The sequence below is a fragment of the Pontivivens ytuae genome, from assembly GCF_015679265.1.
Classification (GTDB): domain Bacteria; phylum Pseudomonadota; class Alphaproteobacteria; order Rhodobacterales; family Rhodobacteraceae; genus Pontivivens; species Pontivivens ytuae.
Map to the genome: position 1 here is coordinate 2,692,687 of NZ_CP064942.1, position 22,812 is coordinate 2,715,498.

23 protein-coding genes are annotated in these 22,812 nt (G+C 68.1%); 12 read left to right on the forward strand and 11 right to left on the reverse strand.

All coding sequences use genetic code 11. The features are described 5' to 3' along the window. On the forward strand, positions 1–891 hold the full coding sequence (gene malG, locus I0K15_RS13200) for a maltose ABC transporter permease MalG (protein ID WP_196101976.1): 891 nt from the start codon (positions 1–3) through the stop codon (positions 889–891). On the opposite strand, the gene I0K15_RS13205 is transcribed toward malG, so the two are convergent. Further along, complete coding sequence (locus tag I0K15_RS13205; RefSeq protein ID WP_196101977.1) at positions 888–2,444, reverse strand: cisplatin damage response ATP-dependent DNA ligase; 1,557 nt, start codon at positions 2,442–2,444, stop codon at positions 888–890. The two genes, malG and I0K15_RS13205, sit on opposite strands and share 4 nt — an antisense overlap. A gap of 125 nt (positions 2,445–2,569) precedes the next feature. Continuing rightward, a complete protein-coding gene (locus tag I0K15_RS13210) occupies positions 2,570–2,911 on the reverse strand; it encodes a hypothetical protein (RefSeq protein ID WP_196101978.1) in 342 nt (113 codons plus the stop codon). Positions 2,912–3,128: 217 nt separating this feature from the next. On the opposite strand from I0K15_RS13210, the gene I0K15_RS13215 reads away from it, so the two are divergent. Further along, positions 3,129–4,115, forward strand: coding sequence for a glutathione S-transferase family protein (locus tag I0K15_RS13215; RefSeq protein WP_196101979.1), 987 nt, complete (start codon positions 3,129–3,131; stop codon positions 4,113–4,115). Here the strand turns inward: I0K15_RS13215 and I0K15_RS13220 are convergent. After that, positions 4,112–4,516, reverse strand: coding sequence for a hypothetical protein (locus I0K15_RS13220; protein ID WP_230374117.1), 405 nt, complete (start codon positions 4,514–4,516; stop codon positions 4,112–4,114). The genes I0K15_RS13215 and I0K15_RS13220 overlap by 4 nt on opposite strands. 81 nt (positions 4,517–4,597) lie before the next feature. Here I0K15_RS13220 and I0K15_RS13225 point away from each other — a divergent pair, with 81 nt between their 5' ends. Together I0K15_RS13225 and cbiB are read left to right on the forward strand one after the other, a co-directional pair. Then, on the forward strand, positions 4,598–5,554 hold the full coding sequence (locus I0K15_RS13225; protein WP_196101981.1) for a threonine-phosphate decarboxylase: 957 nt from the start codon (positions 4,598–4,600) through the stop codon (positions 5,552–5,554). Continuing rightward, positions 5,551–6,462: an adenosylcobinamide-phosphate synthase CbiB gene (gene cbiB / locus I0K15_RS13230; RefSeq protein ID WP_196101982.1), complete on the forward strand. Its 912-nt coding sequence runs from the start codon at positions 5,551–5,553 to the stop codon at positions 6,460–6,462. The genes I0K15_RS13225 and cbiB overlap by 4 nt, the downstream gene beginning before the upstream one ends. Here cbiB and I0K15_RS13235 read toward each other — a convergent pair. Next, positions 6,459–7,526 carry an SMP-30/gluconolactonase/LRE family protein gene (locus I0K15_RS13235; RefSeq protein ID WP_196101983.1) on the reverse strand — a complete coding sequence of 356 codons (1,068 nt, stop codon included), beginning with the start codon at positions 7,524–7,526 and terminating at the stop codon, positions 6,459–6,461. The genes cbiB and I0K15_RS13235 overlap by 4 nt on opposite strands. A 123-nt stretch (positions 7,527–7,649) precedes the next feature. Here I0K15_RS13235 and I0K15_RS13240 point away from each other — a divergent pair, with 123 nt between their 5' ends. After that, complete coding sequence (locus tag I0K15_RS13240; RefSeq protein WP_196105469.1) at positions 7,650–8,228, forward strand: nitroreductase family protein; 579 nt, start codon at positions 7,650–7,652, stop codon at positions 8,226–8,228. Beyond that, positions 8,225–8,923 carry an EI24 domain-containing protein gene (locus I0K15_RS13245; RefSeq protein ID WP_196101984.1) on the forward strand — a complete coding sequence of 233 codons (699 nt, stop codon included), beginning with the start codon at positions 8,225–8,227 and terminating at the stop codon, positions 8,921–8,923. The genes I0K15_RS13240 and I0K15_RS13245 overlap by 4 nt, the downstream gene beginning before the upstream one ends. Here I0K15_RS13245 and I0K15_RS21310 read toward each other — a convergent pair. The 3 genes from I0K15_RS21310 to I0K15_RS13255 form a co-directional block, all read right to left on the reverse strand. Next, positions 8,832–9,665, reverse strand: coding sequence for a transposase (locus I0K15_RS21310; RefSeq protein ID WP_479684962.1), 834 nt, complete (start codon positions 9,663–9,665; stop codon positions 8,832–8,834). The two genes, I0K15_RS13245 and I0K15_RS21310, sit on opposite strands and share 92 nt — an antisense overlap. A gap of 101 nt (positions 9,666–9,766) precedes the next feature. Further along, positions 9,767–11,158, reverse strand: a complete 1,392-nt coding sequence (locus I0K15_RS13250; protein ID WP_196101985.1) for an L-serine ammonia-lyase — start codon at positions 11,156–11,158, stop codon at positions 9,767–9,769. Positions 11,159–11,281: 123 nt separating this feature from the next. Then, positions 11,282–12,430 carry a YeeE/YedE family protein gene (locus I0K15_RS13255; RefSeq protein WP_196101986.1) on the reverse strand — a complete coding sequence of 383 codons (1,149 nt, stop codon included), beginning with the start codon at positions 12,428–12,430 and terminating at the stop codon, positions 11,282–11,284. Between the two features lie 126 nt (positions 12,431–12,556). Here I0K15_RS13255 and I0K15_RS13260 point away from each other — a divergent pair, with 126 nt between their 5' ends. The 4 genes from I0K15_RS13260 to I0K15_RS13275 are packed head-to-tail and all read left to right on the forward strand — an operon-like array spanning position 12,557 to position 16,915. Next, positions 12,557–13,924, forward strand: coding sequence for a tetratricopeptide repeat protein (locus I0K15_RS13260; protein WP_196101987.1), 1,368 nt, complete (start codon positions 12,557–12,559; stop codon positions 13,922–13,924). Between the two features lie 11 nt (positions 13,925–13,935). Next, positions 13,936–15,612 carry an OpgC family protein gene (locus I0K15_RS13265; protein ID WP_196101988.1) on the forward strand — a complete coding sequence of 559 codons (1,677 nt, stop codon included), beginning with the start codon at positions 13,936–13,938 and terminating at the stop codon, positions 15,610–15,612. A 47-nt stretch (positions 15,613–15,659) separates the two neighbouring features. Then, positions 15,660–16,361, forward strand: a complete 702-nt coding sequence (locus tag I0K15_RS13270; protein WP_196101989.1) for a RibD family protein — start codon at positions 15,660–15,662, stop codon at positions 16,359–16,361. Next, positions 16,358–16,915 (forward strand): cytochrome b, encoded by a 558-nt coding sequence (locus I0K15_RS13275; protein ID WP_196101990.1) that lies wholly within the window; start codon positions 16,358–16,360, stop codon positions 16,913–16,915. The genes I0K15_RS13270 and I0K15_RS13275 overlap by 4 nt, the downstream gene beginning before the upstream one ends. 66 nt (positions 16,916–16,981) lie before the next feature. Here I0K15_RS13275 and I0K15_RS13280 read toward each other — a convergent pair whose 3' ends face one another. Genes I0K15_RS13280 through I0K15_RS13290 form a run of 3 tightly spaced genes read right to left on the reverse strand, consistent with a single transcriptional unit; the run spans position 16,982 to position 19,133 of the window. Continuing rightward, on the reverse strand, positions 16,982–17,731 hold the full coding sequence (locus I0K15_RS13280; protein WP_196101991.1) for a class I SAM-dependent methyltransferase: 750 nt from the start codon (positions 17,729–17,731) through the stop codon (positions 16,982–16,984). After that, the gene (locus I0K15_RS13285) at positions 17,728–18,744 is read right to left on the reverse strand and encodes a glycosyltransferase family 4 protein (RefSeq protein WP_196101992.1); all 1,017 of its coding nucleotides are present in this window, start codon (positions 18,742–18,744) and stop codon (positions 17,728–17,730) included. Before I0K15_RS13285 ends, I0K15_RS13280 begins: the two co-directional genes overlap by 4 nt. Continuing rightward, the gene (locus tag I0K15_RS13290; protein WP_196101993.1) at positions 18,741–19,133 is read right to left on the reverse strand and encodes a 6-pyruvoyl trahydropterin synthase family protein; all 393 of its coding nucleotides are present in this window, start codon (positions 19,131–19,133) and stop codon (positions 18,741–18,743) included. The genes I0K15_RS13285 and I0K15_RS13290 overlap by 4 nt, the downstream gene beginning before the upstream one ends. A 111-nt stretch (positions 19,134–19,244) precedes the next feature. Here I0K15_RS13290 and I0K15_RS13295 point away from each other — a divergent pair, with 111 nt between their 5' ends. Further along, positions 19,245–19,988: an SDR family oxidoreductase gene (locus I0K15_RS13295; protein ID WP_196101994.1), complete on the forward strand. Its 744-nt coding sequence runs from the start codon at positions 19,245–19,247 to the stop codon at positions 19,986–19,988. Between the two features lie 8 nt (positions 19,989–19,996). On the opposite strand, the gene I0K15_RS13300 is transcribed toward I0K15_RS13295, so the two are convergent. Continuing rightward, the gene (locus tag I0K15_RS13300; RefSeq protein ID WP_196101995.1) at positions 19,997–20,956 is read right to left on the reverse strand and encodes a zinc-dependent alcohol dehydrogenase; all 960 of its coding nucleotides are present in this window, start codon (positions 20,954–20,956) and stop codon (positions 19,997–19,999) included. A 38-nt stretch (positions 20,957–20,994) separates the two neighbouring features. Between I0K15_RS13300 and mdoH the strand changes: the two genes are divergently transcribed. Next, on the forward strand, positions 20,995–22,812 hold the full coding sequence (gene mdoH, locus I0K15_RS13305) for a glucans biosynthesis glucosyltransferase MdoH (RefSeq protein WP_196101996.1): 1,818 nt from the start codon (positions 20,995–20,997) through the stop codon (positions 22,810–22,812).

The window sequence follows — 22,812 nt, forward strand, 5'->3', positions numbered from 1 at the left end:
ATGATCGTCGAACGCCCGCGCGACCTGATGGTGAAGAAGATCCTGGCCCACGGCTTCCTGATCTTCTTCCTCCTCCTGATCCTGTTTCCGTTCGTCGTGGTCCTCTCGATCTCCTTTCGCGAGGGGAACTTCGCCGTTGGTTCGATCATTCCAGAGAACCCGACGCTGGAGCACTGGTACCTCGCCTTCGGTCTCGACTACACGCGGGTCGACGGGACGGTGGTGGAGCCGCCCTATCCGGTGCTTTTGTGGATGTGGAACTCGATCAAGATCAGCCTGATCGCCTCGACCGGGGTGCTGGCGATCGCCACGATCTCCGCCTACGCGTTCAGCCGGATCCGCATCGCGGGCAAGGGCGCGATGCTCGACGGGTTGTTGCTGATCCAGATGTTTCCCAGCACGCTCGCACTGGTCGCGATCTACGCGATCTTCGACGCGCTGGGCGAGGTCGATCCGAGCCTTGGCATCAACAGCCATCTCTCCCTCGTCATGATATACCTCGCCGGCGTCACGCTGCACATCTGGACGATCAAGGGCTACTTCGACAGCGTCGACACCGCGCTCGACAAGGCGGCGATGATCGACGGGGCGACGCCGTGGCAGACCTTCCGCCACATCTTTCTGCCGCTGGCGGTGCCGATCATGGCGGTGGTCTTTGTGCTCGCCTTCATCGGGTTCATCAACGACTACCCCATCGCCTCCGTCCTGATCCGGTCGGAGGAGAAGATGACGCTCGCCGTCGGCTCCCGCCTCTACCTCAACGAGTTCCGCTACTTGTGGGGCGATTTCGCCGCCGCCGCGATCCTGTCCGGCCTGCCGATCACGGTCGTCTTCCTGATCGCGCAAAGGTACCTTGTGTCGGGCCTCAGCGAGGGCGCGGTGAAGGGCTAGGCGATCATCGCCTTGAGGCGGTCGAGCGTGTCGGCCTCCTCGATCGGCTTGTCCCAGCGGATGCGCTTGATGCGGGGAAAGCGCATGGCGACGCCGGACTTGTGGCGCGTGCTCTCCTGAATGGCGTCGAAGGCGATCTCCAGCACCAGCGCGGGTTTCACGGCGCGCACTGGGCCGAACCGCTCGGTGAAGTTGTTGCGGACGAAGCGGTCGAGCTCCTCCAGCTCCTTGTCCGTGAAACCGGAATAGGCCTTGCCGACCGGCGTCAGCACACGCCCGTTCGGCGTCTCAACCCACGCGCCGAAGGTGTAGTCGGAGTAGTAGGAGGACCGCTTGCCGTGGCCGCGCTGGGCGTACATCAGCACGCAGTCGGCCTCGAGCGGGTCGCGCTTCCACTTCCACCACATGCCGACGGGTCGGCCCGCGACATATGCGGTGTCGAGGCGCTTGAGCATCAGCCCCTCCATCGCCGCCTCCCGCGCGCCGTCGCGCTGCGCCTCCAGCTCGGCCCAGGTGTCGAAGGGGATGAGGGGGGAGATGTCGAGGCGCTCGCGGCTCCCGAACGCCTCCAGCCGTGCGCGGCGCTTGGTGAAGGGGAGGGCGCGCAGGTCCTCGCCCGCGTGGTCGAGCAGGTCGTAGGCGCGGACATGGGCGGGGTAGTCGGAGAGGGTCTTCTTGCCCACGCGCTTGCGCCCCAGCCGTTTCTGCAGGTGGGCGAAGGGCGCGACCTCGCCGTCGCGGACCACCAGAAGCTCGCCGTCGAGGCAGGCGTACCAGTCCATCGCGTCGATGATGTCGGGGAAGCTCTCGGAGATATCCTCGCCCGTCCGTGTGTAGAGGCGGCGGCCCTGGGGCGTGGCGACCGCCTGCACCCGGATGCCGTCCCATTTCCACTCGGCGGCGTGGGCAGCCGGATCCAGCGTCGGCACCCGGTCCTCCACTGGCTGCGCGAGCATCATGGGCCGGTAGGCGAGGGAGAGATCGACGTCCGGCTCCGGTCCGCCCTCGAGCCAGGTGAAGAGCTCCGGATAGGGCGGCTCCAGCGCGAACCACAGCTTCTCGATGGTCTCGACCGGGTGGGTGTCGTCGGCCAGAGCAGTCTGCGCCATCCGGGTCGAGACGCCGACGCGCATCCCGCCGGTGCACAGCTTGATGAGCGCCAGCCGCGCCGACGCGCCGCAGCGGTCGAGCAGCCGCGCCAGCACCGCGGGCCGGTCTGAGCGGCTGGCGGCGAGCAGGGTTGTCACCACCTCGTCGAGGCTCGGCGGATCGTAGGTCTCGGGCTCCGGCCACAGCAGGCTTACCGTCTCCGCCAGATCGCCGACATAGGAGCGGGAGAGCGAGAACAGAACCGGGTCCATCCGCTCCTCCATCAGCCCCTTGATGACGGAGGAGGTGACATGCGGCAGGTCGAGCGTGCCGGCAAGCGCCGCCAGCGCCCAGCCCCGATCCGGGTCCGGCGTCGCCGCGAAATAGCGGCGCAGAAGCGTCAGCTTCCCGTTGCGGCCGGGTGTGAAGGCGAGCTTTTCGAGGAGGTCGGCGAAGGGCGTCATGCAGGGAACAATAGGCGCACCCGCCGCCATGGCGAGGGCCGCTCCGCCGCAGGCGCTCTCTTCATCTTTCCAGAAATACGCACGGCACGCCGGTCCGTCCGGGAGCCGGAGCCGCTTCGGAGGCGTTACCGCAGCAGCGCCACCGGCGCCGAGGGATCGCGCACGTAGTCGAGTGCCGCCGTGTCGGTCACGTCGGTCCGCCGCTTGTATTCGTAGCGGACCAGCGGCCCCTCATGCGCTGCGGTGACGATCAGGCAATCCGCGAGGTGCCGCTCCCCGTCATAGAGCGACAGATGCCCACGCAACAGCGGCGCATCGCCCGCGACCGTGAATCCGGTCTCGTCGAGGCTGATGAGATCAATCACCTGCTTGCCCATGCGGGCCCGCGGCCGGGTCTTTGCGCGCTTCGGGGCGGGGTCGCCCTCGCGCAGTGCGGTTGCGACATCTTGGGGGAGATGGATGTCCATGCGCCTGATCCTGTCTTGCATTGGGAGCACCGCTCGGAGGTGGCGCGGCAGCCCCGTTTGTCCAGCTTTCGAATCGCTTTCCGTCACATCATGCCACGCTGCCGTGACGTGAACGTTAACACACCGGTTTCCCGGACGGCGACAGTTCGTGCGCCCGTCGCCGGTTGTCCTCGCCCCCGCACATCGCATGTTCTTGGTTAACAGCAGGGAGGTGCGCATGGGACGCTTGGTCGACGGCGAGTGGGTCACGGACGATTTCGTCAACAAGAAGGGCGACGGCGCCTTCAAGCGCAGCGTCACCGCCTATCACAACTGGATCACGCCCGATGGCAGCGCCGGCCCGACCGGCGAGGGCGGCTTCAAGGCGGAGAGCGGGCGCTACCACCTCTACGTCTCCTACGCCTGCCCGTGGGCGCACCGCTCCCTGATCTTCCGCGCGCTCAAGGGGCTGACGGAGCACATCACCGTCTCCGTCGTTCACCCCGACATGTACAACGACGGCTGGAGCTTCGACGCGAGCTTCCCCGGTGCGACCGGCGACACGCTGATGGGCAAGGAATTCCTGCGGGAGGTCTACCTGAAGGCCGACCCCAAGGCCTCGGGTCGCGTCACCGTCCCGATCCTGTGGGACAAGCAGCGCGGGACCATCGTGAACAACGAAAGCTCCGAGATCATCCGCATCTTGAACTCCGCTTTCGACGGGCTGACCGGCAACCGCGACGATTACTGGCCGGAGCCCCTGCGCGAGGCGATCGAGCCTGTGAACGCGCGGATCTACGACACGCTGAACAACGGGGTCTACAAGTCGGGCTTTGCCGCCTCGCAGGAGGCATATGACGCGGCCGTTCACCCGCTCTTCGACACGCTCGACTGGCTGGAGGAGCGGCTGTCCGCCCGCCGCTACCTGATGGGCGACCGGGTGACGGAGGCCGACTGGCGGCTCGTCGTCACGCTCTTCCGTTTCGACGACGTCTACCATGGGCACTTCAAGTGCAACCGGGCGAAGCTGATCGAGTACCCGAACCTCTGGGCCTATACCCGGGAGCTCTACCAGTGGCCGGGCGTGGCGGAGACGGTGCACCACGACCACATCATCCGCCACTACCATGCGAGCCATGAGAGCATTAACCCGCACCGCATCGTGCCCATCGGACCGGTGATCGACTGGATGGCGCCGCACGGGCGGGACCGGCTGGCAGCCTAGGCCGTCTCGCGCATCGGGGCTTCGGTTTCGATGACATGGCAGAGGACCGCAGCCAGATCCTCGGGTGCGACGCGGGTGTTCAGCATGGTGCGCGCATTCGGCACGATGTCGTAGACGCATTGCGCGTTCGGCACGCTCGCATCGGCGAGCGGCACGATGACCACGCGCGGATTGCGCAGCACGGCGAGATCGGCGAGCGCCGTGGCGAGCCGCATGGTCAGCGGCAGGACGAAGGCGCGGGCATAGCCGGTGAGCAGCGCGTTGCGCGTCTCGATCATCCCGCGGGTTCCGGCGCAGTTCAGACCGGCACGCTGACAGGCGGCCATGCGCTCGCGCAGGTCGTCGCTGTCATCGGATGCGATCAGAACGTCGTACATCGGTCCGTCCGAATGCGCGCTCATGGGCGCGGATGTCTTGCGCGCGGCGGATCGACGTGATCCGTTGCGCACACCTTTCGTGGCGCCAAGGTTATTGACACCAACATGATTCTACCAGAACGGGAGCATGGCGGCAATCTGGACGCCGCCATCCGGCAGTTCGGGGGGGCGCCCACGGACTGGCTGGACCTGTCCACGGGCATCAATCCGGTCCCTTATCCGCTGCCTCCGCTTGCGCCTGAACTCTGGACCCGGCTTCCGGATCGGAGCGCTTTCGCCGCCGTCGAAGCTGCCGCACGCGCGTTCTGGAGTGTGCCGGACGGGGCAGAGGTTGTCATCGCTCCGGGCGCCTCGGCCCTGATCGCCGCCATGCCCGATCTGGCTGGGGAGGGCGCGGTGGAGGTCCTCTCGCCCACCTACAACGAGCACGCCGCGGCCTTCGCCGGGCGGGGCCGTCCTGTTCGGGAAGTAGTGCAGGCAGGGGATGACCCGGTCGCGCTCCGTGTCGTCGTCCACCCCAACAACCCCGATGGCCGCGTCTACGGCGCGGAGGTGCTGGAGGGCGCTGCGATCACCGTCGTTGATGAGAGCTTTGCCGACGTTGCGACGACCAGTTTCGTCGACCGGACGGCGACGCCCGGCTGCGTGGTGCTCAAGAGCTTCGGGAAGTTCTGGGGGCTCGCCGGCCTGCGCCTTGGCTTCGCCATCTGCATGCCGGAGCACGCGGCGATCCTGAGGGCGCGGCTGGGGCCTTGGGCGGCCTCGGGTCCGGCGCTGGCCGTCGCGGCGCAGGCCCTTAATGACCCTGGCTGGGCGGAGCAGGCGCGGGCGCGGCTGGCGGTCGATGCCCGCAGGCTCGACGCGATCATGGGGTCGGAGCGACTGGTCGGCGGTTGCGATCTCTTCCGCCTCTACGCGTTTGACGACGCGGCCGCGGTGCAGCAGCAACTCGCCCGCCGCCACATTTGGACGCGCACCTTCGGTTACGACCCGCGCTGGCTACGGCTCGGCCTGCCGGCGGGGGACAGGGATTTCGACAGACTGGCGGAGGCAATGGCATGAGCACGGTGGCGCTCGCCCTTGGCATGGCACTCGACGCAATCGTGGGTGAGCCCAAGGCGCTCTGGTCCAAGGTGCCGCACCCGGCGGTCCTGATGGGTCGCGCAGTGGAGGCGCTGGATGCGCGCTTCAACAAGGATCGGCGGCGCGACGGGGTGCTTGCGGTCGCGATCCTCGCTGTCGGCGCGATCGTGCTCGGCTGGCTGATCGACGTGATCCTGTTCCTGCCGTTGGAGTTCCTGGTCGTCGCCGTCTTCCTCGCGCAGCGCAGCCTCGTCGATCATGTCCGTGCGGTGGCCACCGGACTGGATGAGAGCCTAGAGGCCGGGCGCGCCGCCGTTGCCCAGATCGTGGGGCGCGACACAACGGTGCTCGACGAGAGCGGTGTGGCCCGCGCCGCGATCGAGAGCGGGGCCGAGAACCTCTCCGACGGAGTGATCGCGCCAGCCTTCTGGTACCTCGTGGCAGGGCTGCCGGGTCTCCTGCTCTACAAGGCGGTCAACACCGCCGACAGCATGATCGGGCACCGCACGCCGCGCCATGCGCGCTTCGGCTGGGCGGCGGCGAAGCTCGACGACGTGATGAACTACGTGCCTGCGCGCCTCACCGGGCTGCTGATCGGCATCGTGGCCCTCTCGGACTCGGCGATCAAGACGATGCTGGAGGATGCGCGCGAGCACCGCTCCCCCAATGCGGGCTGGCCGGAGGCAGCGATGGCCGGTGCCCTCGACATCGCGCTGTCCGGCCCCCGGATCTATGCCGAAGGCCCCTCAGACGATCCATGGCTTAACGTGCACGGCCGCAAGACGGCGGATGCGGAAGATGTCCGGCACTGCGTGTCGCTGATGTGGCGGACCTGGGCGGTCGCGCTCGGCCTTCTGGTGCTGTTCGCGGTGCTCTTCGTGCTCTAGCGGACGTTCATGACGCCGAGCGCGTCCTGTCCCAGCGAGCTCACGAAGAGCCGGTCGCCGACGATGATCCCGCCGGTGACGAGCGAGTAGCCGCCCTCGGGGTCCTGCAGGACCTCGAGCACCTGACCGTCGCCGTCGATGCGCATCAGGATGCCATGGTGAACGGGTTGCGGGCGCACGGCCTCGGGCAGGCGCCAGACGACATCGCGCACGGCGGGATAGGGCGCCAGCATGTCGGCGATCGGCCGCCGCGGCGAGACCAGGCCGATCCAGAACGTCCCGTCGCCCTGCGCCTGGATGTTGTCGGGAAAGCCCGGCAGCGCGTCGATCAGCACCTCGCGCTCGCCGAGGGCGAGGTCGTGCTTCCAGATGCGGTAGGCGCCGGTTTCGGCGATCAGCAGCGCATCCTCGTCCGGCGTCAGCGCGATGCCGTTGGCGAACGAGAAGCCGTCCGCCACCTTCTCGATCGCGTCGCCGGTCCAGCGCAGGACGCGGCCGGTCGTTTGATGCTCCCACAGATCGACGACAGAGGCGGGCAGGGTGCCGCCCAGCGCCTCCGGATCATGGCGGGTGGTCGAGACGGAGAAGTAGACCGAGCCGTCCCGCGCCGGCGCCACCTGGTTGGCATAGCGGATGGGCGCGCCCTCGAACTCGTCGGCGAGGATTTCGGAGCCGCCCGCGGGCGTCCACCGGATCAGACCCAGATAGCTGTCGGCGATGTAGAGCGCCCCGTCGGGCCCGTATTCGAGGCCGAGCGGACGGCCGCCCATCTGTCCCACACGGCTCATCTCGGCATTGTCGAGCCGCCAGAGCCCGCCCTCGGCCGTCGTGGTCCAGATCACGCCATCCTGGTCGAGGGCGATGTCCTCCGGCCCGTGCTCATCGCCGAGATCCAGCCGCTCGACCGCCGCCAGCGCGCTGTTCGGGGTGAAAACTCCAGTAAAGCCCGGATCGGTGCTGGGCTGCCAGGCTGCGGGCTGGATGCCCGTCGGTGTGAAGCCCAGATACCAGATGCCGATCGCGGCGAGCGCCGCGAGGCTCAGGAGACGGATTAGGCGGTACATGGCGTGTCCCGGTTCTTTTTCGGCGACTCTGCGCCGATTACAGGCGCTTCGCAAGCTTTTGTGCTTGAAACGTACCGTTCGAGGCCCGACATCGGGCCCGTTTGAACGAAAGTGAGACAGATGGTGTTGCAACCGCGTCCCGAGGTGATGGATTTCCTGCTGACGCGCCGCTCCCGGCCCGCCAAGACGCTGACCGGGCCGGGTCCGGATCGTGCGGCGCTTGAGCCGATCCTGACGGCCGCCGCGCGCAGCCCGGATCACGGCAAGCTGGAGCCCTGGCGCTTCATCGTGCTGGAGGGGGCGGCGCTGCAGCGGCTCGCGGCGCTGACCGCCCGGCGCGGGGCGGAGCGCGGTGAGATGCCGGAGAAGCTGGAAAAGGCGGTCGCCTCCTTCGCCGATGCGCCGCTGGTGGTCGCGGTGGTGGCCCGTCCGCAGCCCTCCGACAAGATCCCGGTGATCGAGCAGCATCTCTCCGCCGGGGCCGTGTGCCTCGCGCTGGTCAACGCGGCACTCGCCTCGGGCTGGGGTGCGAACTGGCTGAGCGGCTGGATGGCGCAGGATGAGGCGTGGCTGCACGAGGGGCTGGGTCTTGAGGCGGGCGACATGGTCGCGGGCTTCGTTCACATCGGTCGTGAAACAATGCCGCCGCCCGAGCGGCCCCGGCCCGATCTCGATGCGATCACGCGGTGGGTTGATACGTGATCGGCGCGATTGCGAAGGCGGTGGATCAGCTCGGCGACCGCGCGTTCCGCTCGGTGCTGATCAAGGCGGTTGGGCTGACCGTCGGGGTGCTGGTGGCGCTCTACGCGCTGGCGGCGTGGCTGGTCTCCGGTTTGGGACCCTATGATCTGCCGTGGATCGGCGTGGTGGATCCGGGCGCGTGGGCGACGGGCCTCGCGGTGGGGGCGGTGATGCTCGCCTCGGTATTCCTGATGATCCCGGTCGCGTCGATCTGCATCGGATTCTTCCTGGAGGATATCGCGGCGGCCGTGGAGGCGCGGCACTACCCCGCTCTACCGCCTGCCACCCGGCTGTCCTTCGCGGCCGCCCTGCTGGATGCCCTGCAGTTCTTCGGGGTTTTGGTGGCGGCGAACCTGGCGGCGCTCGTGATCTACCTGCTCGTGCCGCTGCTGGCGCCCGTGATCTTCTATTTGGTGAACGGGTATCTGCTCGGTCGCGAGTACTTCCAGCTTGTCGCACTGCGCCGCATCCCGAAGGCCGACGCCCGCCGCCTGCGCCGCCGGCATGGCGGGCGCATCTGGCTGATGGGGATCGCGATGGCGGTACCGCTGTCCATCCCGATCGTCAATTTGCTCGTGCCGCTGGTGGGGGTGGCGGCCTATACGCACCTTTTCCACGATGTTGGACGGGATAGGGCGAGTGCTGCCGCGGTCTAGGTCCGCGGTGCGGGGCATATGTTTGCAAAAAGTGTTGCGCGAACTCGAGCTTTCTGCGGCCTTCGCGCCAGAGGAACCAAGCAGCACAGAGGTGGAGGTACCGCGTCGCTGGACCCCGGAACTGCGCGAGAAAGGATTGCGCCGCCTGATAGCCCGCGCCCATATTGGCGGCCAGAGCTGAATTCCGCCAGTCTAGGGACCGTTTCGCCTGCTGCCCAGCTCCGATCCAGACCGCTCCGTTCTGAGGTGACGCGGCGACGGCAGTCTGCCACAGCTTCGCAGGCGGCATGGTCGAGGGCGAGTAGTCGACCCACCGCTTGCGAGGCGGCTTAGGCGCGTTGGGCTCGCGGCGGTAACGCAACCACTCTCGCGAGCCCTTTCGGCTCTCGCGGCAGTTCAGCAGTGGTGCAATTGCGTGGTTTGGGCACCTCAGCGGGCGCGTTGAGCGAAGGATCCGGATCCGCCAGCGCCACGCTGTCGTGTGTGCAATATCGAAACTGTGCGCGATCGAACGCACCGAGGTGACTTGACCGGCGGCCATCTTTTTCGCGACGGCCATCAGCTTGTCGGGGCGATGCAGACCTTTCAGAAGCCGGGGCTGGAGGACGAAAGTCCGGCCGCATTGCCGACACCGTCGACGAGTAGATCCATTCGCCGACCGACCCCAGGGTGCGGACCATGTGCTGCTACAGCGCGGACAGCATCCGGCATAACCCGAGCTTCTGGCTTCCTCGCGAGACATGGTGTGAAGATGTTCGCAGGAAGTGAACAATGAGTGAACGTGGGGCGTGTCACTGCAGGCTATCAAGCAATCTTTTCAACACTTTTTGCAAACATTAGCCGTCAGCACTCAGGCACGTTCACCGCCAACCCACCCTGCGACGTCTCCTTGTACTTCTCGCTCATGTCGCGCCCCGTCTGCCGCATCGTCTCGATACAGGCGTCCAGGCTCACTAGATGCCGCCCGTCCCCTCGCAACGACAGCGAGGCCGCACTCACCGCCTTGATCGCGCCTAGCCCGTTGCGCTCGATGCAGGGCGCCTGCACCAGTCCCCGGATCGGATCGCACGTCATGCCGAGATGGTGCTCCAGCGCGATCTCGGCGGCGTTCTCCACCTGCTCCGGCGTTCCGCCCAGCACCGCGCACAGCCCGGCCGCCGCCATCGCCGCCGCCGAGCCGACCTCACCTTGGCAGCCGACTTCGGCGCCGGAGATCGAGGCGTTGCTCTTGATCAGCCCGCCCACGGCCGCTGCGGTCAGCAGGAACGTCCCGATCTCCGCCGGGTGCGCGCCCGGCACATGGTCGAGCCAGTAGCGGATCGTCGCGGGCACCACGCCCGCCGCCCCGTTGGTCGGTGCGGTGACGACCTGGCCGCCGGCTGCGTTCTCCTCGTTCACGGCCATCGCGTAGACCGATAGCCAGTCGTTCACCACGTGGGGCGCAGGCAGGTTCAGGCCCCGTTCGGCCTGAAGCTGACGATGGATGCGACCCGCGCGGCGGGGCAGGTTGAGGCCGCCGGGCAGGATGCCGTCCGCCGCCAGCCCGCGCTCGACGCTCGCCTCCATCATGCGCCAGATATGCGACAGGCCGCCATCGAGTGTCTTCGCATCTGTCGCGGTCAACTCGTTCAGGCGCTTCATTGCGGCGATGCTCAGGTCGCTCTCTGCAGCCATCGACAGCATCTCGGCCGCCGTGCGGAAGGGGTAGGGGACGTCTGGTGGCGTATCAGCCTCCGCCTGCCGCTCCAACTCGCGCTCGGTCAGGACGAAGCCGCCGCCGACGGAGTAGTAGGTCTCGACCAGATGCAGGTTTCCGATGGCATCGAACGCTTCGATCACCATGCCGTTCGCGTGGCCGGGCAAGGGCGTGCTGGAGGCGAATTCGAGGTCCTGCTCGGGATCATAGGCGAGCCCCGGCAGCCCCTCGGGCGACAGCGAACGCGTCTCCGCAAGCTCCTCCAACGCTGTCGCCGCGGCAGCAGCATCGAACACATCGGGCCGAAAGCCCAGCAGGCCCAGATGCACCGCGCGATCCGTCGCATGCCCCCGCCCCGTCAGCGACAGCGAGCCGTGGAGCTGCACCCGGATCCGCGTTGGCGCGCCCGCGCCCGGCACCCGGTCCGCCCCGTCGCGCAGCGCATCGAGAAAGCGTGCGGCCGCGATCATCGGACCCATCGTATGGGAGGACGACGGCCCGACGCCCACCTTGAAAATGTCGAAGACGCTCAGGAACATCGGCCCCTCCCTCCGCCCTCGTTCTAGACCGGCTTTGCAGGTCGTGCAGCCCGGAAGCGACCGATCGCGTGTCGCGGGCGGTCCGAGGCCTCCGGCGGGCGTATTTTCGGGAAAGATGAAGGCTCAGGCGACGATTGGGCGGGCCGGGCGCGGGTCCATGCCAATGCGCACCCGCAGCGCCACGCCGACGAAGGATCCGGCGAAGCCCCAGATGAGCCACCAGATCCCGTGCAGGCTGCCCGAGGTCAGCCCGCCGAGATAGGCGCCGATATTGCAGCCATAGGCGAGCCGTGCGCCGTAGCCCATCATCAGCCCGCCGATGACGGCGGTGAGCACGTCGCGGCGGCTCAGCCGCCAGATCGGGTTCCAGCGCCCGGCAAGGCTCGCCGCCGCCATGGCGCCTGCGACGATGCCGAGATTGGAGGCGTTGGTGGTCGAGGACATCACGCCGCCCTCGACGTGGCCGCGCCGCCAGCCCTCCCAATAGGTCCAGGTCGTGGGCTCGGCGCCGAGCGCGTCCACGGCCTGTGCGCCCCACACCGCGAAGCCATAGGTGATGCCCCAGGGCCGTCCGAGAAACAGGAGGAACAGCACGGCCACGACCGCGAGGCCCACGGCCCCCGCCCAGATCGACCAGCGTGCCGTGCCCCCGCCCGCCTCCAGCGATCCGTGCGCCGCCCGCTCGACCCGGACGGAGAGCCACCAGATCGCTGCCGCCCCGGCCACGATCACGGCGACCGCGCCGGCCCAGCCGAGCTCCACGATCAGCGAGGTGCCCGCCTGCGTTCGCGGCAGGCTCGCCCAGAAATCCCAATGCGCTGTCGCCCACACGCTGCCCGCAATGAAGAACACGAGCACCAGCATCATCCGCGTCGAGCCACCTCCGGCAGTGAAGAGCGTGCCCGACGCGCAGCCGGAGCCGAGCTGCATCCCGATCCCGAAGACGAACGCGCCCAGCGCCGAGGCCACGCCCATCGGCAGCACCGTCCCCCGTACGTCGAAGCCACCGATGCCGCCCGCCGCGATCAGCGGATAGGCGGCCACCGCCACCAGCCCGATCAGCAGCATCTGCGCCCTCAGGCCCCGCCCGCGCCGCTGCAGCACCATGTTCCGCCACCCGGCGGTGAACCCGAAGCTTGCATTGTAGAGCACCACGCCCGCGAGCCCGCCGATCAGGACGGCGGCCAGATGTGTTTCACCCTCCACCGCCCACGCATACGCCGCGAGGAACAGAAGAACGAAAAGGGACGCGATCAGAGGAATTCGGTTCATGTTCGGCAGGAATACGCGGAACCGACCTCCCGACGGATAACAGATCGGTGAATAACCCCCTCGTGATGAAGACAGTCGCGACACCGGGTTTATGTTGCTTTGCGTCAATTCGATCCCGGAGAGAACATGCTGTCGGATCTCAACAGCCTTGAAGTCACCCTCGGTGATCCGCGTCTAGTTGCGGAATGGAACGCCGTGCAGCGCGCGTTTCTCGCCCATGGCGCGTCCACGCCGGTCCACCTGGGCCGGGTGCTGGAGGCCGAGCCGGGCTTCGCTCTGGGACATGCGGCGAAGGGCATGTTCTACCTGCTCCTGGGCCGGTCCGAGCTGATGCCGACCGTGACGATGGCGCTCGATGCGGCGCGCAAGGCCTCCGACGCCGGTGGCGCGAATGCGCGGGAGCGGGCTTACGTGGCCGTGCTGGAGACCGCGGTGGCCGGGAACTGGCGGCGGGCGGCGGCGGCACTCGACGCGATCACCATGGCGTGGCCGGGCGACGTGCTCGCCATGAAACTCACGCAGGCCGTGCGCTTCATGCTGGGGGATGCGACCGGAATGCTCGCCTCCACCCGGCTCGCCAAGCAGGCTTTTGCGCCGGATCACGCGATGCGCGGCTACCTGATGGGCTGCGAGGCCTTCGCGCTGGAGGAGAATGGCGACTACGCGGCGGCCGAGAGTGTCGGCCGCGCCGGTCTGGAGCTGTCGCCCGACGACGCATGGGGCCTGCATGCCGTGGCCCATGTGCACGACATGACCGGCCGGGCCGAGGATGGCGTGCGCTGGCTCGCCGGGCGCTCGCGCCACTGGTCGCATTGCAACAACTTCGGCTACCACGTGTGGTGGCATCTGGCCCTGTTCCACCTCGACCGCGGCGCCTATGGTCCGGTGCTGGAGCTCTATGACCGCAAGGTGCGGCCCGAGCCGACCGACGACTTCCGCGACATCTCGAACGCCGCCTCGCTGCTCTTCCGGCTGGAGGTCGAGGGCGTCGATGTGGGTGAGCGCTGGCAGGAGCTGGCCGATCTCTCCGCCAACCGCTGGGATGATGGCTCGCTCATCTTCGCCGATCTCCACTACATGATGGCGCTGATGCGCACCGGTCGCGAGGCGGAGGCGGAGGCGATGACCGCCCGCATCGCCACCGATGCCTCGACCCTCGACCACGATCAGCACGAGGTGAGCGCGCTGACCGGCGTGCCGATGGCGCGCGGCATGCTCGCCTTCCGTGCTGCAGATTACGACCGTGCGGCCACGGATCTCGCCCGCGGGCTGGAGCATCTGCCCCGCGCTGGCGGCAGCCACGCGCAGCGCGACGTCTTCTGGCGTCTCGCGGTCGAGTCGCATCTGCGCGCCGGCCGCTGTGCTGAGGCGGAAGGACTGCTAGCGCGCCGCACGCTGGAACGCGGCGCCGAGGACGGCTATACCGAAAGACGGCGGAGCCAGATCGCCGCCCGCCGCGCCGACCTGGCCGCCGCCGGTATCGCGGCGGAGTGAGACACGACCCCATGACGAGCGACGCAGCCAGGGCTGCGCCAATGGCGCAGCCTGCACAGGACGTATCCGCAGCCGGAGCCAAGCCGGTCAACGAGGTGAACGCCCCCAAGGCGAAGAAGCCCCGTGACCCGCGTCTCGACTTCTTCCGCGGCTGCGCGATGTTCATCATCCTGCTCGCGCACACCCCCGGAAACACCTGGGCGCTGTGGATCCCGGCGCGGTTCGGCTTCTCGGACGGCGCGGATCTCTTCGTGTTCTGCTCGGGCATGGCCTCGGCCCTCGCCTTCGGCGCGATCTTCACCGACCGGGCCTGGTGGCTGGGCGCGGTGCGGATCGTGCACCGGATGTGGCAGGTCTACTGGGCGCATATCGGGATTTTCCTCGTCACCGCGATCATGCTGTTCATTTTCGACCACTACGATCTCGGCGATCCGGAGCGGACCTACATCACGGGGCCTTATGTCGTGCCGCTCTTCGAGAATACGGGCGAGGCGCTGATCGGCCTCTTCACCCTGACCTACGTGCCCGGGCTCTTCGACATCCTGCCGATGTATATCGTCATCCTCGGCATGATCCCGTTCCTGATGCTGATCCACCGCGCGGGCGGCACGCCGGCGGTGCTCGCTTCGATGTTCCTGCTGTGGCTGGCCTCGAACCTCGCCGGTTACGCGTTCCGGATCGATCGCATGGCGGAGCCTGTAATGCTGAACGGGCTCCAACAGGTGCTCTACGGGATCGGGCAGACCTTCTCCTTCCTCAACCTGCCGTCGACGCCGTGGGGCGAGGGACGCTGGTTCTTCAACCCGTTCGCCTGGCAGCTCATCTTCTTCTCAGGCTATGTGCTGGGGATGAAGTGGGTGAAGGCGCCGCCGCGCTCCAGCCGCCTGTTCTGGATCTGCGTGGTCTACGTGGTGCTGGTCATCCCGTTTGCCTGGTTCAAGATCCACCGCGGCCTCTACCTGCCTGACGACTGGTGGATCCAGAACCTCATCGCCGACACGCGCGAGGCGATCCGCCCGTTGTGGCTGAAGCCCGACCAGGGGGCGCTGCGATACCTGCACTTCCTGGCAACGGCCTATATTGCGTGGTACCTCGTCGGCCCGCGCGGCATCCGGCTGAGCGAGGGGTTCGACGCACCGCGCGCGGCCCAGACCGGGACGCTGGTGCTCGCCGGGATCGTGGTGATCCTGACCGTTCCCTACACTTACATCGACATGATGCGCGTGGGGCTGCCGCCGCTCGACCAGTTCTTCGGCTGGCTACTGGGTCCGGCCGCGATCAGTGTCTTCGGCACCGATCTCTTCGTGCCGGTGGACCGGATCGGCGTCTTCCAGCTTCTCAACCTGATCGGATCGGTCATCCTGATCTGGGCCGCGATCGGTCCGAAGTGGCGGCACTGGATGACTCACGACCTGATCGGCCACGTGGTCCCCGTCGTGCGCAAGGTCGGTACGCAGAGCCTCGCCTGCTTCATGCTGTCGATCCCGCTGTCGCGGTTCAACGGCTTCCTGCTCGACGTCGTGGGGCGCGAGCCGATCACCTGGTGGGCCGTGAACCTGTGGGGCTTCGCCGTCCTGATCGGATGCGCCTATTTCGTCGGCTGGCTCAAGGGTCAGCCCTGGCGGGGCAAGCCCACCCCGCCCGCCGCGAACCCCGCCCCTGCCTCACCTCGTGGTGCACTCGCCTGACGAGTGCATCGTGCTAAGTCCCTACCCGCGTTGAGGGAGAGCCCGAGATGAATATCGCCGCCGCCAAGTCGATCACCCCCCTGCTGCCGCCGCGTTGCGCGACCGGCCCGGTGGTGATCGCCCAGCTCGGCCAGACGCTCGACGGTCGGATCGCGACCGTGACGGGCGCCTCGAAGTACATCAATGGCAAGGCGGCGCTCGACCACTTGCACCGTCTCCGCGCCGAAGTGGACGCGGTGGTGGTCGGCGTCGGCACCGCGCTTGCCGACGATCCGCAGCTCACCGTGCGGCGCTGCCCGGGGGAGAACCCGGCCCGGGTCGTCATCGACCCCAACGGCCGCGTCGATCCGGATCTGACGCTCTTCTCCGACGAGGCCGCCCCGGTCTACGTCGTCACCCGCCCCGGCCAGCGTGTCCGGGCAAAGGCCGAGGTGGTCGAGGTGCCCTGCGACGGGGAGCAGCTCGACCCCCGCGCCATCGTGGCGGCGCTGGCCGAGCGCGGTCTCGAACGCCTGCTCATCGAGGGCGGCGCCGACACGCTCGCCCGCTTTCTCGACGCCGATGCAATCGACCTGTTGCATATCCTGATGGCTCCGATGATCCTCGGCTCCGGAAAGGCGGGGCTGAAGCTCGCGCCCGTCGAACGGCTGGAGGAGGCGCGCCGCCCGGTAACGCGGGTCCATGTCTTCGACGACGGCGACGTGCTCTTCACCTGCGACCTGAGAGAGGCCTGGGACCGGACATCATGAGCGACGTATACAGCTACTCGATCACGCAGAAGGCCCTGCACTGGATCGTGGCGCTGCTGTTCGTTGCGATGATCCCGGCAGGCTTCATCTTCACCGACTTCGACAATCGCGACGCGATCGAGGCGACCTTCGGCGCCGGGTCCTTCGACCGGTTCTACAACATGCACAAGAGCGTCGGCTTCCTGGTGCTGGGCCTGATGCTGCTCAGGATCATTGTGAAGGTGGTGATGCCGAAGCCGCCTTATGCGCAGCCTCTGGCACCGGCTCAGCGCATGGCCTCCGGCATCGTGCATGGGCTGATCTATGTGCTGCTGATCGTGGTCCCGGTGCTGGGCTGGGCGGGGGTCAGTGCGTTTCCTGCGCCCCTCCCGGTCTTCGGCTTCTTCGACATGCCCAACCTCGTGGGGCCGGATCGGGAGCTGTCGCGGACCTTGCTCGACGGCCACGGCCTCGCCGTGCGGCTGCTGATCGCGCTGGCGGTGGTGCACATTGCCGCTGCGCTCTACCACGGCATCGTCAAGCGGGACGGGGTGCTGTCGCGCATGGTGCGCTGACGCCGCGACTTATGTTTGCAAAAAGTGTTGGAGCTTTGCGGATAGTTTCCAACAAAGGCGCCTGAGTTACGACGGCGGCAACGCCAGCAGATCGAGATGCCCCACCGAGGCACGCTGGGCAGTCCGCCGCGCCTGCCACCACGCCTCGAGCTCAGTGCCGATGAGCGCCCCGGTCTCCGCGACCGCATCGCGGGCACCATCAGCGAGGGCTTCGATCAGGGCCCGCTGGCCGGACCCGAGCCGCCATGGACTGTCCGCCACCGACACCTGCCAGCCCCGCGCTGCAAGTGCTGCCCCAAGATGCTGTGTCGCTCCGGGCCCGAGCGCGGGGCCGAACCCCTTGTCGCCCTCCTGATGCTGCCGGAACGCGGCGAGCGCCTGCGCCTCGAAAGGCGGGGCAGGGGACCAGTCCTCCCGCCCGTCATAGCTCAGCGCGAAGTAGACCGCCGTGGACGGCGCAAGCGCGGCGACCAGCCGGTCGAGCCACTCTGCCGACACCAGATCGATGAGGGCCGAGCCGGTCACGATGTCGGCCCTGACCACCATGTCCTCCAACTCCGCCGAGAGATCCACCTGACGGCGCTCCACGCCTGCTGGCATCCGCTCCAGTAGAACCGGATCGAGGTCGGTCAGCGTCCAGTGTCCGCCCAGCCGCGGCGCCAGCGCGCGCCAGCTCGACCCCGTCCCGCTGCCGAGGTCGACGATCCGCAGGTCGCGCCCGCCGACCCAGCGCTCCAGCCGGCCGAGCAGGGCCGGGCTGCGCGCCGCGTGGTCGGCCGGTTCGCGCAGCGCCAGCCAGTCGGGGGAGAAGCTCATGCCCGCACTCCTTCGAGGACATCGGCGATCCGGGCCGCGGTTTCGGCCCAGGTCGGAAGCGAAAGCGCATGGGCCCGTCCAGCGGTCGCCATCCGCTCAGCCACGCGCCCATCGTCGAGGACCATCCGCAGGCTGTCGGCCAGCGCACGCGCATCGCCCGGCTCCGTCAGTCGACCCGCCGTCGCCGGAACGACGTCCGGCACGGCACCGCCGGCGCAGGCGATGATGGGCAGGCCGGCCATCATGGCTTCAGCGAAGACCATGCCGTAGCCCTCGTAATGCGAGGGCAGGCAGAAGAGATCGGCGCCCGCGTAGACCGCCGCCATGTCGGTCGCCGCCCCTTCGATCGCGATGCGGTCGGTGAGGCCGACCTCCGCCACCCGTGCCTCGATCCGCGCGGCCCACTCTTCGTCCGGTCGCGCGCCGATCCAGCGGGCCTGCCAGGGCAGGTCCTCCAGCCGCAACAGCGCCTCGATCAGCACGTCATGCCCCTTGCGCGGCGTGAAAGAGCCCACGGTGAGGATCACCGGCGGCTCGCCCTGCCGTGCCGCCGCGTCCATCTGGGCCAGCCCTGGCTCCGCCACCGTGATGCGCGCATCGTCCACGCCGTACTCCGTCGCGAGGATGCGGGCGGTGGTGGTGCTGGTGCAGATCACGGCCTCAACCACGCCCAGCGCCGCGGTCTCGCTCGCCCGCAACGCCTCCGCCTGCACAGCGTCCAGCCCCGTCTCCAGCGCCAGTGGATGATGACAGAGCGCCACGATGGGCCGCTCCAGTCCCTCCAGCAGCGCCACCGGCGTAGCACCAAGCGCCAGCCCGTCGATCATCACCGGGCCGTGGCCGCTGAGCAGCGCCCGCGTCTCCTCAAGATCGGCGTCCGTTGGGGCCGGAAAGCTGCCTGGCAAGGCGACATGCCGCAACCCCGGCAGTGCGGCGAGCACATGGCGGTCATAGGCGTAACCGCCCGTCCGCATCTCCAGATCGCCGGGGATGGCGAAATCGCCGAGGCTCAAATCGCGGCCTCGTACCAGGCCTTCGCCACGTGGCTCTCGTTCAGCGTCACCCGCAGCGCCGACAGCCCGTCGGAGCCCGGCCCCAGCCCGCCCTCGCGCGCCGCCTTGGCGATCTCGGTGTGGATGTGGCGGCAGAGGTATTCGGTCGTCGTGACCTCGCCCGGAAAGACCTCGTCGAGATTGGCGTAGTTGATCGGGCCGAGAACGCGCTTGAGCACGTCATGCGCCCGGCCCATGTCCACCACGATGTTGTCGGCGGACAGGGTCTCGCGAAAGAAGGTGACGTCGACCACGAAGGTGGCGCCGTGCATCGCCTGGGCGGGTCCGAAGACCTCGCCCTTCAGGCTGTGGGCGATCATGATGTGGTCGCGGACCTCGACGGCGAACATGGGCGGCTCCTCGCAGCATTGCAGTTGCCCATGACCTAGCGGATCGGTCGGCATCCGCAATGCTGCATTGCAAAAATCGGCCACGCTGCGGCCGGGACGGGAGATCGGACCATGGTGAGCAACCCCTTCACGCTGACGGACCGGACGGTGCTGGTGGTCGGCGCGTCCTCGGGTATCGGGGCCGCGACGGCGGCGCTTGCCTCCGAACTGGGCGCCGAGGTCATCCTCGCCAGCCGGTCTGCGGCGAAGCTGGAGGCGGTGCGGGACGCGCTGCCACGTCCCGACTGGGCGCGCATCGTGCCCATGGACTACCTCGACCCCGCCTCGGTGACCTCGGCGCTCGCCGACGTGCCCCACATCGACCACGTCCTGATCTCCGCCGTTGCGGACGAGAACGCCAAGCGCGGCCCCTTTACCGAGCTGACCGAGGAGACGATGCGCGCCAGTTTCGACAAGTTCTGGGGCCAGGTCCACGTCCTGCGCGCGGTCGCGGCCCGGATGGAACGGGGCGGGTCCGCCACGCTTTTCGCCAGCGTGGCCGGGTTGAAACCGTCCGGACCGGACTCCGGCCTGTCGGTCATGAACGGCGTGCGGGCCGCCGTGATGCAGCTTGGCCGGTCGCTCGCCATCGAACTCGCACCGCTGCGAATGAACGTTTTGGCCCCCGGGGTAGTACTCACCAACGTCTGGACCGAAACGCAGCGGGAGGAACTGGGATCGTGGATGGAGGCAGAACTGCCAGTACGCACCGCCGGGCGGCCCGAACACATCGCGCAGGCGGCGGTCGCGCTGATGACCAATCCCTACATTTCGGGCGTCGTGCTGCCGGTGGACGGGGGATTGCACCTCACCTGACGCGTCGCTCACCCATAGGTGATCGCGGTCGCGATGCCGTCGGCCCCCTCGGTGAGGCGCTCGGGCAGCAGCGTCTCCGCCTCCTCGAACGGCATGTGATGGGTGACGAGCGCGTCGAGCGCGGGATCGTCGAGCAGGCCGATGGCCGTGCGCATCCGCTCCGCATGGCTGACCGAGGCGCGGCGGCCAGGTGCCACATGACCCACCTGGGAGCAGCGTATGGAGAGCCTGTTCGCGTGGAAGGCGCCGCCCAGCGGTACCGGCACGGGCTCGGCCCCGTACCAGCTCATTTCGATCACCTGCCCCTCGAACTCCAGCGCGTCGATGGCGGCGGCAAGGCCCCCCGCGCTCGCGGAACAATGGAATACCGTGGACATCTCAGACAGGCGGTTTTTCGCAGATGCGAAACTCACGCGAAGTTCACTCGCCAGTGTTTGGCGGCTCTCTATCTTGTCAGCCAACGTCACCTTGGCTTTTCCAATGCGTGCAGCCAGATAGGCCGTCAGACAGCCCACGAGGCCGGCCCCTATCACGGCCACGCGGGACCCGGGTCTGAGTTGGGCGTCCCAGATCGCGTTGAGCGCCGTCTCCATGTTGGCGGCAAGCGTGGCCCGGGCCGGCGGCAGGGTGGACGGCAGGACATGAACCGCTTCGAGCGGCAGGCGAAAGAGGGTCTGGTGCGGATGCATCGCGAAGACAAGACGGCCACGAAGGCGCTCCGGCCCTTCTTCGATCCGCGCGACGGCCGCGTAGCCGTACTTCACCGGGAAGCCGAAATCGCCCTCCTGCGTCTGGAGCGCCATGCGCGTGCGCTCGCTCTCGGGGACGGCGCCGGACCAGACGATGCGCTCCGTCCCGCGGGAGAGGCCCGAGGCAACCATGCGCAGCAGCAGCTCACCTTCACCGAGTTTCGCCGGGCGGATCGCGACACCGCGCTGCCCCGTGTACCAGATTGCCCGAGGCTCCATGCCCGTTCCCTCCCCGCGTTTCGCGAGACGATAAGCGTATGAAAGATCACGTCCAGCATCTGGACCCGGTCCCGGGTCACGACAGCGTGCGCACGCCGGCCGGCCTGCAGCAGACGGGCCTGCTTGCCCGCCGCCGCGGCATCGTCGCCGTGCTCAACCTCCTGACGCTCGCCGCGATCATCGCCGGCGTGGTCAAGGTCTTCGGCATGGGCGGGTGGACCGTCACCGATACCGTCATCCTCGTTTGCGTCTGCATCGGCGCGCCGTGGACCGTGATGGGCTTCTGGAACGCGGTGCTGGGCCTGTGGCTCATGCATTTCCACCGCGACGGGCTCGAGAGTGCTGCACCGCACATGCGCGATATCGACGAGACGGCGCCGATCGTCAGCCGCACCGCGCTCGCCATCTTCCTGCGCAATGAACCGCCCGAGCCGACTTTCGCCCGCGCGGTGGAGATGCGCCGCTCGCTCGACGCCACGGGTTGGGGCCACCGGTTCGAGATCTTCATCCTCTCCGACACCGATGATCCCGCGATCGCTGCGGCGGAGGAGATGGCGATGGCCCGCCACCGTCACGCGCTGGGCTCCAACGCGGTCTATCGCAGGCGCGAGGTCAATGCAGGCTACAAGGCCGGCAACGTCCGCGACTTCCTGCGGCAGTGGGGTGACGGTTTCGACTTCTTCCTGCCGCTGGATACGGACAGCCTGATGTCTGGTGCCGCCATGCTGCGCATGGTCCGCATCTGTCAGGCCCATCCTCGGATCGGTCTGTTGCAGAGCCTCGTGGTCGGCGCGCCTGCCCGCTCGGCCTTCGCCCGGATCTTCCAGTTCGGGATGCGGCACGGCATGCGCTCCTTCACGCTGGGCGCGGCCTGGTGGCATGGCGAGTGCGGACCCTACTGGGGTCATAACGCCCTGATCCGCGTCGACGCGTTCCGCAAGCACTGCCGCCTGCCGCAACTGCCCGGCAAGGCCCCGCTCGGCGGGCACATCCTCAGCCACGACCAGGTCGAGGCGGTGCTGATGCGCCGCGCGGGCTACGAGTGCCGCGTCATGCCGGTCGAGGGCGAAAGCTGGGAGGAGAACCCGCCCACCATCCTCGACTTCACCAAGCGCGACCTGCGCTGGTGCCAAGGCAACATGCAGTACGGTCCGATCATGTTCTGGAAGGGCCTGAAGCCAATGAGCCGCTTCCAGATCTTCTCGGCCATGATGATGTATTTCGGCGCGCCCGCCTGGATGCTGATGACCGGTGCCGCGGCCTTCAAGATGATGAACGACGAGGTGGGGCAGGTCGATCTCGCCTTCGGCCTCGCCATGTTCTTCATCATGATCGGCATGAGCCTGTTTCCGAAGATCGCGGGCTGGATCGATGTCGCCCTGCGCCCCGGTGGCGTGCGCAGCTATGGCGGGGCGGGACGCTTCGCGCTCGGCGCGCTGATGGAGACCGCGTTCACCATGCTTCTCGCGCCGGTTGTGGCGATGCGGGTGACGATCTTCCTCATCGGGCTCGCCTTCGGCCGCTCGGTGATCTGGGGCGGGCAGAACCGCGATCCCTACGCGCTGCCGCCGCTCACGGCGCTGCGCGGGCTCTGGCCGCAGACCCTCGCGGGCGCGGTGCTCGCAGCCCTGATCCTCTGGCGTGCGCCGAGCGCGCTGCCCTGGGCAGCACCGGTGCTCGCAGGCATGTTCCTCGCGATCCCGTTCGCGCTGCTGACCGCATCCCCGGCGCTCGGCCGTTGGATGCAACGGCGCGGCATCTGCGCGACGCCGGACGAGGTGGCACCCAACGCGGTGCTCGATGGCGCGGAGATGGCGCTTGCGGCCCCCGCTCCGGCAAGACCACAAGCCGCCTGA